Origin of the sequence: Bacillus cereus group sp. BceL220, assembly GCF_051776965.1 — a bacterium.
Taxonomy (GTDB): Bacteria; Bacillota; Bacilli; order Bacillales; family Bacillaceae_G; genus Bacillus_A; species Bacillus_A cereus.
This window is the reverse complement of the sequence record NZ_JBPWBC010000035.1, coordinates 1-12,147: the sequence shown is the minus strand read 5'-3', so window position 1 is coordinate 12,147 and position 12,147 is coordinate 1. Positions and strand designations below refer to the sequence as shown.

The window sequence follows — 12,147 nt, the reverse complement described above, 5'->3', positions numbered from 1 at the left end:
TAAATATTTCGCATATTTAAACGGATCTCCATCATATGCACGTAGACCGAATAGATTATGTTTTTGATATGCGATTTCTGATTTTCCGTATCCAGATTCTAAAATCGCATGCGCTGCTAAATAATGAGCACTCACGCCATATTGATTTTGCGCATTGATAAAATCTTGCCCATGGCCAACTAAAGGACTATCCGAATGATATTTTGCAATAAAACTATCAATCTCTTGAGCTGTAATTTTCGAAGCCACTGTTAAATTTAAATCTTCATATGAGGTAGCAGTAATAACCTCTTTTTCATCGTTTAAATTTTGTTGTAACATATCTGTTTTTGCAGTAAGTTGAGCAGCTTCAGCACGTGTTATAAATCTATTTGGTTGCCAACCGTTCTCGGTGCCATTAGAAATTTTTAAATCTATTAAAATATTGGCATATTTTTCTCCCCAATGCCCTTTTAAATCTTCAAATCTAACCTGCTCGTTATGATTTGCTGTGCTTTGTAGTTTATATGCATTTACTAGCATCGTAGCCATAGCAGCACGAGTTACTTTTCCGGATGGATTAAAGATTCCATTACCTTCCCCTTTAACAATACCAGCTTTTTCAGCAGCAGCAATATAAGGAGTAGCCCAGTGGTTTTGTGAATCTGTAAAAGATGGTTTTGCATTAGGATCAATTTGTATCCCTAAAACTTTTGTCATAATTTTTGTAGCCGAAGCTCTGTCTAATGAGTCATTTGAGCCAAAAGTTCCATCTGGATAACCATTCAATACCTGTTTATCCACTAAATAATTAACAGATTTATCAGCCCATGTAGGAACATCAGGGAATTTATGAGTATCTGCTAAAATATTTGAAGAATAGGATAATATAGCTCCTGCAAGGATACCTGTTGCAATTAATTTGTGCTTCATTAAAATAAACACCTCTACCATTGTATTTATCAAATTGAGATTTTCTATTTTTATATTTACATGTTTGTAATAAGAATGAAATCGTATTAATACGCATTCAATTTGATGTAACGAGTATAGTTACTTATATACACAAGTGTCAATGAATGTCTTTTACAAAAATGCATAATATTTACATCAATATAAATATATTGTGTAAAGGAGCTTTTGATAGATTACTTATTATCTTACCTGAAGAAATCTCTTAAGTTGATGGATGTGTTAACGTACCGCTACTAAAATTCTTGCTTTTAAATCATTATTACTGTATTATATTTACGTAGTAATATAAGGATTATGGTATATAAAATGGAAACTTTAAATAGAAGCCTATTAACTCTCAATAATAGGAGTTAGTGTTCTAGAATATAGAGAAACAAGGCACCGTACAAAGTAATCTGACAACCCTAAAAAATATTGTATATTGTTTGCCCATCTTCAGCTACTACAATAAAAGAGCCTTACCTCTCTCGGCAAGACTCTACTAGTTTAGTTGTATAATATTTACATGATAACTAAGAAACAGAAAACATATAACACCAAATAGCAGCACCCTATTACTCCTCCTACAGCTAATACTTGTTTAACCCAACTCTTAAATTTTTGATTACTGTAAATCGCTTGCACTCTTTCCATATTTCCTCCTATTAAGGAGAAGCCTTATAGACTCTCACCTTGCTATGGTAACATTAAAAAATGGCTAATAGAGGCCTAATGTATAAATATGCAATATTGCATACATAAATATATTGTTATTATTGTAAACGCTTACTATAATGAGGTTATAAAGATTCACCACATCTTAATATGAAAAAGGAGGAGAGAATAATATGGAAATCGCAATGGCAGTTTTAAAATTTATAGGTGGAGCAATCCCATTAATTCAAGAACTTCTAAAAGCATTTATGTAAATTCACTATTTAGCAATTATTTATAAGATTTATCATACAAATGATCTGTCTATCAAAGATGAATTGATTTACAGATCATTTGCGTGAGCAAGGTCCCTTTAACATGATTAAGGGACCTTTTTAAATTTTTAAGGTTACGTCACACCAACATCAAGTTAGCAAAACCAAATGAAAAATACACTTACGAATTTGAAACGATTGAATTAAAGAACTTGATGTTAGTGTGGTTAACAGAATATGAAAATCACTTAAGTGAGGTTCTCTTTATTCAACCATTTAACTTACTAACAATTTTCATAAGATACTTACACACTGCATTTAGGTAAAGAAATACAGAAATGTGTTTTTTTCTTTGTACTATCTAAATTTATGCTCCCTCCATGTTTCTCCACTATATGCTTAGCAATAGTTAATCCAAGACCTGATCCCCCATTATTTTCTCGAGAATCATCTACTCGAACAAATGCATCAAAAATACTTTGTTTCATATCCTCAGGTATTCCAATTCCATTATCTATAATGTTTATATATACTTTGCTTTCATCCTCAATTAACGATACAAACACGGTCGTACCTGCCGTATTATACTGTAGGGCATTAGATATTATGTTAGAGATAGCACGGTATAGTAATCTGTTGTTAATTGGAGCAATCACTTCTTTAGAGGGAATTTGATATTCAAGGATTAAGCGCTTCGCTTGAAATAAATCATAATATTCTACAAGCAATTCACGAATAAACTCAGATACATCCGTTGGATGTACTTCAAAAGGGTAATCAGAATGCTCTAATTTAGACAGTTCAAAAATATCTTCAGTTAATACCGCAATGATTCGAATCTTATTATATATTACATTCAAAGTTCTTTCTCTTTCACCCTGTTCTGTAATGATCCCTAGTTGTAATGCTTCAACATAACCTTGAACGGTTGTAATTGGTGTCCATAAACTATACATCTCCTTAAAAATATAATGTAATTTTAACTTTCTATAACGAGCAGCGATGTTTAGCTCACTATCTTTAAACTAAAATACAGACGCTACTTTTACTTACAACAGGACTTAGCTGTAAATTAATTAATCACAAATAACGTAACTGTTACAGTTATAGTTGCAACATTAATTGACATCAATTCTTTTTTAAACATTAAATTTCCTTTGTAAAAAATATTTCTACTTCTTTCCCTGATAAATTATCAGGGAAAGAAGTAGAAATTGGTCCCGCATCAGGAAAGCTTACTTAATCTGTTTTACCAGGGAACATCTCCCCTGTTTCTTCCATAAGAATTTCACAAATTATTGCACCCACCCGCTGGAATTAATAACATTCCAAAGACGACACTCCCTACCTAGTTCACAAATTCTTAGATTCTCCATACCAATAACCCCTTATCTAGCAAACTACTATCAATTTTTTTTGACAGATTTATAAAATTAAATACTGATGATTTTCATATCCTAAACCATTAATTTTTAATACTTTTCCGCATCGTGAGATCTATAAAAAAACAAGTGGAACAAAGACCAATATCTTATGTTCACCCAAAACTACATATATTACCAAAAACTTGACTTTTTACGGAAAAAATAGTAAATTTTGTTTAGTTAGCAATTAAAATATAAAAATATTCGAAATTTTATAAAGGAGAATTTTTATGAAAAAAAAAGTATTCGCTTATATAGGTAGCAGAAATCCAAAATCTAGTTTAACTTTATATGTTAAAAATTTATTGGATAAACTAAATAAAATAAATGATATTGAATATGATTTGTTTACTGCTGATAAAACAAACATAAATCATTCTACGGGATGCAAAAACTGTTTTAATAAAGGAATTTGCGATCTTGATAAAAAACCGGGAGATCATATGGAAGTATTAAAGAAAAAAATGCTAGAAGCAGATTTTATTATTCTAGCTAGCCCTGTATATTCTCATAATGTTTCAGGAGATATGAAAGCACTTATAGATAGACTAAGTTCATGGTGTCATGTAATGCGTTTAGCTGGAAAATCGGGTATTGTTTTAGCTTCTGCAGATAGTAATGGAGAGATACCCGTTTTAAATTATCTAGAAAAAATTTGTTGTTATTTAGGAATAAATATAGTAGAAAAGATTGGCATTGTAAAAATGAACCCATCTAGTGAAGAAAGATTTGAAGAATATATAAGTTTGATTTCTCAATATTTAAGTGATAAACAAATTGTAAAGAGTAATGAAGCATTGGAAGTTGTCTTTAAAACTATGCAATATATCTTTGCTAATTATCCGGAAGATCATGTAGAACATCTGTTTTGGAAAAATAATAATTTACTTGAATGCAATAATTTTCAAGAAGTACTTGATAAACAACTAGTTTTTCAAGATGTCCTTGATACCCAAGTCATTTTAGTTTAATTATCAAAATCTAATTTATATTAAACAATATATAATAAAATTTAAACCCCGCTAAATAAGTCCGAATTTTACGACAATCATTTAATATATATTGTTAGTATAATTAAAATTATCTAAACAGTGGGGTTCTTATACTACTACAAACAAAGCTCAGTTTTGGTATCGTCGGTGTACAAAATTACAAGATGATGATGTGTAATCATTTCAATCTCGACAGTTCATATAAGTTCTTAGGATACTGTACTGTTAACATACCGTAAAAGCTGTTAATTCTCTATTAAGTATTGATTTCTTTTTTATAACTTTAAATGCATCTTAATATGTGTCTCTATTTAAAAGCGATATTTTTATCCCATGCCTAAAAGCGTACTATAGTCTTTTAGATACCTTATCGTATCGTAAAATTTATAAATTAAAAAATGAAAGACGCTAATATAAAACGTACCCTATCGAATAGATACTTAAAAAGATCTATTTGATAGGGTACTCCTTGTTTAATAGGAAGAAAATCAAAAACAAAAAAATTCAACTAAGAAGACTCCTATTAAATATATAAATCATCTTTCGCTATTTATAATAATAATAATAAAAACAAGTTAGGAGAGAACCTAAAACTGCTGCGATTATATAAATCCTAAAATATTCTTTTTTAAACACCTAATCACCCCTTATAAATCCAAATTACACCAAATTAGTTATATAAAATCAATAAAAGAGTATGAATTTTATATAACTAATATATGCCTTTAATTTAAATGAGTATTCTATTTCAAATTTATGGTTGCAAAGTGATATATTTTTCTTCATTGCTATCTTTGAATTTATTGAAAAATTGAGAATAGTAACCATCTGTATTTATTAATTCATCATGTGTCCCGCTCTCTATAATCTCTCCATTGTCCATTACAACTATAAGGTCAGAGTTCATAATAGTTGTTAAACGATGGGAAATAACGATGCGGGTACATCTGATTTCACTTAAATAATTATCAATTTTTTCTTCATTTACATGATCTAAGGAACTTGTAGCTTCATCTAATACTAAAATAGAAGGATTATAGACAAAAGCTCTTGCCAAAGCTATACGCTGACGCTGTCCTCCAGAAATATTCATACCCATCTCTGAAACTATAGTATTATATTGCATTGGCATTTGAATAATTTCTTCATGTACTTGAGCAATTTTAGCAGCCTTTACGATCATTTCTGAATTAATTTCAGGATTATTTAACGAGATATTGTCATAGATAGTACGATTAAATAGGGTTACATCTTGTGGAACAACACCTATATTCTTCCTTAATGAAGATTTATCATATTTATTTAAATCATGCCCATCATATTGTATGTATCCTTCTGTAGGCTCGTGCAGCCCTAAAATCACTCTAGCCAAAGTACTCTTACCTGAACCAGATTTTCCAACTAAGGCTACCTTTTGTCCAGGTTTTATATGTAAGTTAATTTGGTTTAATGATTTTTCACTATACTTTGTATATGAAAAACTTACATTTCTTAATTGAATTTCCCCTTTTAGTTTTTCGAACTTTATTGGGTCTGTGGTATTATATTCCACGGGGGTATCTAATACATCTCGAACTCTCTTAAGATATGATCCTGTAATTACAAAGGAGTTATATGTTTGCAAAATAGAATTACTTAATGAAAAGAATTGATTAGCTATTGCATAAAAGGAAATTAATCCCCCTAGGGTAAGTATTCCACTAAAAACTTGATGTGCACCCAACCATAATACCATTAAAGGTGATAAAACAGCTAAGGTACTCCCTATTGTGGTAACATAATTTAATATATTTCCTTTGCGTTTGTACGCTTTTAATAATTCTTCAAAGGAAGATAGCCACCTTTTATAAATAACATTCTCCATCCCTGTCATTTTCACTCCAAAAATTCCATATAAAGTCTCTGTTTGAATCCCTTGAACTACTGTACTTTTGGTAATTTCATTTTGGTTTGCTTCTTTAATTAAAGGTTTACTAATTAGGGTTAATAATATATTCAAGGTTGTAATTATCAAAACTAATCCAGTTAAAATTACTGATTGATACATCATATAGCCAAATATAAAAATTATCAGACCTAGATCTAGAATACTTTTTATAATTTGTGAAGAGATCATATCACGAATAGCTCTAAGACTACCTATACGAAATAATATGTCCCCAAAAGACCTTAGTTGAAAAAATTTATATGGTAATTTTAAAACATGATAAAAGAATTCTTGCATCATACTTTTATCAAGATAATTTTCTAATCTAATTAAAATTCTCCCTCGGATAAAAGTAAATATTGCTTGTACCATGACCACTATTATAATACCTATTAAAAAAAGTTCTAAGGTTTCTTTTTCTTGGGGTGTAATAACTTTATCTATAATAAATTGGATAAGATTAGGTATACCTAACGCTAGACCTTGAAGTATTAAAGATGAAAGTATAATAAAAATAACCAAATTAGTATTTTTAAAAAAAGTCTTAATCAAAGGAAACCATAAGTTCTTTTCTTTTTGTCTTTTAAATTTTTCTGTCGGTTTACAGGTCATAACATATCCTGAATAATAATTATTAAATTGATCGTAACTTAATTTTCGACGACCCATTGCAGGATCTACTATAACAAATCCTTTTTTAGTTATTTTTTCTAGAACAACATAATGTTTATTTTCCCAGAAAACTACAGCCGGTAATTGAATATTCTCTAATTGCTTCGTTGAAGATTTAAAGCATTTTGAATTAAAACCTAATTGTTTACCGAGTTGCTTTAGTGCTAATAAATTTGTTCCATCTCTTCCGCTACCAGCATACTCATGTAACTCATAAAAAGAAACAGCACTTTTGTAATATGCTGCAATCATTGCTATACAGCATATTCCACACTCGGTTTGTTGCACTTGTTCGATAAAGGGTACTTTTCTTCTAGAAGATACTTTCGTATTCATTATTTCCCTCACCTGATATTTTAAATTATATTTTTTAATGTAGTTAAAGTTAAATGCTAATTATATTAATTTTAAACATGTATACCTGACTCAATATACTATTTTAAGAAAGTTTACACTCGATTGATTATTATGCTTATAACGTTATAAACAGCTATTCGCTTTTTCAATTTGCAAAGGGATTATTTTAGTTAATATTTTAATAAATATCTACTTTTCACACAAAACAGTCCTTATTTAACAGAAAACTCTTTTTAACGTATAGCAAATGCCTTGAATATAATTTTTTTATATGGGAATAAGATTTAATTATTATAAGGAATAACTATTTTTAATACAAATTAAATATCTAAAAAGTGATATTCATCAGATGAATCAGTATAAAGAGGAATCTCTAATGCTAAAATAGAAGGAATATTTGAATTCCATAACCTTAGTAAGCCATATCCAATACCAGCTATTCCTGTCATTAATCCTAACATTTCTACTTCTGTATCATTACCATATTTCCATCCTTCCTCTAATCCATTTTCTAAAGTAGCATTTCCTAACGAAATTGCCATGTTTTCTAGAGTTTCAGAATTTAGATATTTAGAACTTAAAAGTAAAAAATCTATATTGCCAAAATCTCCATGGCAAAGGCAGTGTGTAAAGCCGAATCCATCATCTAGTGTTTTTTTTATAGAAGTATCCAAATCATTCGAAATTCTATCTTCTTGATAATATGATAAAATCATCAATCTACCTAACCCTATACCAGGAGCACCATGACACCAATATACTGGAAGCTGTTCTACTTTTGTTGGATTCCTCAAATCTCTCCAATTGTTATTTTTATATACAAAAAATTCATTTTCATAGTTAACAAGATTTAAGCCGATTTGTACAAATCTATCATCATTTAACAAATTACCTAATTTCACCATCGACCAAGCTATTCCTGAGGCACCGTGAGCAAAACCTGTCCATAATGTCTTATCACGAATTTGTTTTGAAATTTGCATATTAAGCCTTTCACCGCATTTTTTAGCTAAATTCAAAATCATGATATTACCATCAACAGAATATACCCTTAGACAAACCATTAGTGCACCTGCTAAACCACCTATAAAATCAGAGCTACTATCATTTTCAATTGATTTTTCGAAATCATATATATATTCATATATTCTATTATAAACACTCTTATCTTTCCAGAGTATTCCTAAATATGCTAATAAATATACAATAGATCCAAACCCAGAAAAAACACTTGAAGACCCTTTAGACGTATGTAATCTAAATACACTTTCAACGTATTGTAGTGAAGCTTTTGATAATCTTTTAAAATCTTCACGTTTAGTTTCTTCAGCTAAAAGTGCTAAAAAAATTGTAATTCCTAAAGAACCATCGTATAAATCTAATCCTAAAGGGGACAGCCTTAATTTATTATTTGTGTCACAATTAATACCAAACCAGTGAGCTTCGGTTTTATTTTTATTCCAAAAAGCTTTTTCAACTAAATATTCTCCTATTTTTTCTGCTTCTGATAGAAACCGTTTATCTTCAAATCTATTTTTAGATGTATTTAAGTTTAATTTAGATTGTTTTTCTCTTGGATTTTTTTTTGTTTCCTTTAAAGTTTGTAGAGAGAGCTTAATTAATTCTAATTGATCCTCACAATCCTCTTTACTAAGTATTACACATCTATCAAGAACTTGCTGTAAACTATTTTTGGGGAAGAAGTTTTTAATTTCTTTTTTTCTACTATCAAATATGCTGGTGCTATTCCCTTTAAATGTAAAATAAGGCACATCATTATGTAATAAATCCTTACACTCACTAGGAATTATAGGAATGAATTTTGGGATATGGATGGAGGTTTGCCAAAAATAATCAAATAGTTGAACTCTATTTAGACCATCTTGTAAATAATCCGGATGTAAACTAGCCGTTAAAAATTTACTATATGCTTCTGTCGCTCTTACAACATGCCTGAAATGATCATTTGAAAATTTATATAATGGGCCGTTTAATGATAATAACTCTTCTTTATTTTCTAAAAACAAATCATACATTTCCCTAAACCCTATTTCAATTATAGAAGAAAAATCATAGGCATTAGTAGGCAATCCATTAAGAAAAGGTAAATTTTCACTCCCAATTGAATTCATTGACTCTTGTGTTAAATACATTTCATCTGTTTTTGCTTTTTCAATTTTCCACACCTTAATTTTTTGAGATTCTTGATTACTTTTTCCACCTAAACCACTTAAGTCATAATCAATTAAATGTTCGTCTGAAAACTTAACAGGCAGCATCATTGATCCTAATACAGAATTAGATAAATCCTGTTGCATGTCTACTAATACGCTATCTGTATTTTTTAATTCAATATTATTACTAAATAAAGTTTCTAAATCTATAAACATAGGGTGCTCCCCATGTGCAATTAGATTTTCATAATGAAAATCTCTAGAATATAGAAGATAAAAAATTGCAAGATACGAACCCTGTCGTTTATAAAAATTTTTTACTTCTTTTAAACTAGCACACTCTTGGTGTTGAACAAATTCTTGCCATCCATAATTCTTTTTATCAACCACTGCATTTTCTTTTAATATGATTGTCTTTTTTTTATTATTAATCCATAAAAGAAGTTCTTGAAAATGTTTATCTACTGATAATGACCTAGGCTTATATACTATCTTATCTCCTGATGTAAATTCTAGAATCATTACACTTTGTCCTTGTTGATGTGTATCGCCAGCTCCACCATGAATATGGATTAACCTATTAAAATTGCCTTCGCAGGTATTTGCTATTTCAATTTTATCTCTTATAAATCTATTAATAACTTCAAGGTGAACAGAAATACAAGTTTCAATTTCTTCAATTATGAGTCGTGCTAAAACAGGATAAGCTTTAAAAATCTCTATTCTATTTTTGTTCTCAGCTAAAAACGTACTTGTGAAATAATTGTATCGTTCCGTAGGAGTATTACCTTTTAAACTGTTTCCAATACGAGCAAGATTTAATTCAAAGATTAACGTTCGAATACTAATATTATAAATTTTTTGGTGAAGTGTTTTTAAAATAGAATTAGTTACTGATGTAATTTCAATATATTCTTTAATATCATGTAGTTTGTTAAATCCACTTAAGATATGCTCATAGGCATAAGTTATAAAAGGTCTATAAAATTCAAGAAAAAAATCATTTTTTTCAGTAATAACCCATTGTTTATCTTTTAAGTTGTTATTTGTTTTTGTTTGAACAATTTTAGATAAATTTTTTATCCATTTAGCATCTTCTTTTAGTAGGGGGCTTTCTTTATTAGCTAAAATTCTTTGCATATCCTCCTCAACTAAATTATTAACATGCAATCTTTTTTTCCATATTTCATTATTAACTCCTATTTTGTCCCGCCATTCTTGTACCTCGTTTATATGCGATAGGCCTTGTTTTGTATCATAAGGATTTCGTTCATCTAAATATGTTCCTTTATAAAATTCTATACTTTCATTAATCGTTTGAACCATAAGATGTACCTCCAATTTAGAAGAATTTAATTCTCAAATATTAACAATAAATAGTCCTTTAACCTTATTACATAGTGTTAAAGGACTATTGTTTTGGTATTTTTTAATAGACAAAAAGAATTATGAAATTAACTAATATATATCACTATATCATTTTATTTTACTTTAACATTATAAATAACTAAAGTTATCCTTATAATAAGTTTATCGGATTTAAAGATCAGTTCTACACTTACTTGAACATTTTAGCGTAGGTAATACAGCACTAATTACTGCACCACCAGCAGCTGTTGCTAATATTGTTACTGTTGGTGTTGCTTGTGGCGTTACATCTCCTGCTCCAACAATTTGTCTTAACTCTTGTTCATTTACAATACCTACCGGATTATTAAAATCTTCTGTACGCATTTTTGGATTTCTTAAAGCTTTGACTTCGTTTTTACTCATCATTTTTCATCCTTTTCTATTAATTTTTGTTCTTCCCTATTAATACTTTAATAAAATAAGTAAATTTAGGTAGACTTACAGATCAGTTCTACATTTACTTGAACATTTTAGCGTAGGTAATACAGCACTAATTACTGCACCACCAGCAGCTGTTGCTAATATTGTTACTGTTGGTGTTGCTTGTGGCGTTACATCCCCTGCTCCAACAATTTGTCTTAACTCTTGTTCATTTACAATACCTACCGGATTATTAAAATCTTCTGTACGCATTTTTGGGTTTCTTAAAGCTTTGACTTCGTTTTTACTCATCATTTTTCATCCTTTTCTATTAATTTTTGTTCTTCCCTATTAATACCTTAATAAAATAAGTGAATTAGTGTAGACTTACAGATCAGTTCTACATTGGCTTGAACATTTTAGTGTAGGTAATACACTAACAATTACTGCAGAAAGTGCGTCTGTTGTTTGCGGAGTTATATCCCCTGCTCCAACAATTTGTTTTAACTCTTGTTCATTTACAATTCCTACTGGATTATTAAAATCTTCTGTACGCATTTTTGGATCTCTTAAAGATTTAACTTCATTTTTACTCACTATAATCCTCCCTTCATTTCCATTTAATTACTGTTCGATTCAATATTAATGGAAATATTTACATTAATCAAGAGGAAAATTCTAAAAAAATAGTATATAAAGAATTTTAAATTTTTATATTGATTTTACCAAATTATAGGTTTAGTATTAGGAGGTAATTGGAATTTATGGATAATTTAATTTTATATTTTCCACTATCCTATTATGTTTTGATAGAGAGGAGTTTTTTTATCTCTCTAATTTTTCTATTAAATTAAAGGAGCTGTTTTAAAATGAAAAATAATTCTATTATGCGTTTTTGGAAAGATCCATTGTATCGTATGGACCTCTCTTCTGATGAAAGAGGAAATATGCCAGGTAGTCCAGTTGGAG

General features: G+C 29.2%; 8 protein-coding genes and 2 pseudogenes. 3 read left to right on the top strand and 7 right to left on the bottom strand.

Going from position 1 to position 12,147, the window contains the following annotated elements; translation table 11 throughout:
- A partial coding sequence (locus ACS2FK_RS30205; RefSeq protein WP_438899965.1) for an S-layer homology domain-containing protein occupies positions 1-912 on the bottom strand: 912 nt, incomplete at its 3' end.
- A gap of 763 nt (positions 913-1,675) precedes the next feature.
- Between ACS2FK_RS30205 and ACS2FK_RS30200 the strand changes: the two are divergent.
- Positions 1,676-1,862: pseudogene (locus tag ACS2FK_RS30200) on the top strand (hypothetical protein).
- A gap of 305 nt (positions 1,863-2,167) precedes the next feature.
- On the opposite strand, the pseudogene ACS2FK_RS30195 reads toward ACS2FK_RS30200, so the two are convergent.
- A pseudogene (locus ACS2FK_RS30195) lies at positions 2,168-2,809 on the bottom strand (sensor histidine kinase); the annotation flags it as partial.
- A gap of 707 nt (positions 2,810-3,516) precedes the next feature.
- Here ACS2FK_RS30195 and ACS2FK_RS30190 point away from each other — a divergent pair.
- Entirely contained in the window at positions 3,517-4,257 is a 741-nt protein-coding gene (locus ACS2FK_RS30190; protein WP_063549739.1) for a flavodoxin family protein, read from the top strand.
- 775 nt (positions 4,258-5,032) lie between these two features.
- Here the strand turns inward: ACS2FK_RS30190 and ACS2FK_RS30185 are convergent.
- From ACS2FK_RS30185 to ACS2FK_RS30165, 5 genes are all read right to left on the bottom strand, one after another.
- A complete protein-coding gene (locus ACS2FK_RS30185) occupies positions 5,033-7,213 on the bottom strand; it encodes a peptidase domain-containing ABC transporter (protein ID WP_063549737.1) in 2,181 nt (726 codons plus the stop codon).
- Between the two features lie 341 nt (positions 7,214-7,554).
- Positions 7,555-10,734, bottom strand: coding sequence for a type 2 lanthipeptide synthetase LanM family protein (locus ACS2FK_RS30180; protein ID WP_063549735.1), 3,180 nt, complete (start codon positions 10,732-10,734; stop codon positions 7,555-7,557).
- 213 nt (positions 10,735-10,947) lie between these two features.
- Positions 10,948-11,181 carry a class II lanthipeptide, LchA2/BrtA2 family gene (locus ACS2FK_RS30175; RefSeq protein WP_063549733.1) on the bottom strand — a complete coding sequence of 78 codons (234 nt, stop codon included), beginning with the start codon at positions 11,179-11,181 and terminating at the stop codon, positions 10,948-10,950.
- Positions 11,182-11,256: 75 nt separating this feature from the next.
- Complete coding sequence (locus ACS2FK_RS30170) at positions 11,257-11,490, bottom strand: class II lanthipeptide, LchA2/BrtA2 family (protein ID WP_063549733.1); 234 nt, start codon at positions 11,488-11,490, stop codon at positions 11,257-11,259.
- A 75-nt stretch (positions 11,491-11,565) separates the two neighbouring features.
- The gene (locus ACS2FK_RS30165) at positions 11,566-11,775 is read right to left on the bottom strand and encodes a class II lanthipeptide, LchA2/BrtA2 family (RefSeq protein WP_063549731.1); all 210 of its coding nucleotides are present in this window, start codon (positions 11,773-11,775) and stop codon (positions 11,566-11,568) included.
- Positions 11,776-12,047: 272 nt separating this feature from the next.
- Here ACS2FK_RS30165 and ACS2FK_RS30160 point away from each other — a divergent pair.
- On the top strand, positions 12,048-12,147 hold a 100-nt coding region (locus ACS2FK_RS30160; RefSeq protein WP_438899966.1), incomplete at its 3' end, for a mersacidin/lichenicidin family type 2 lantibiotic.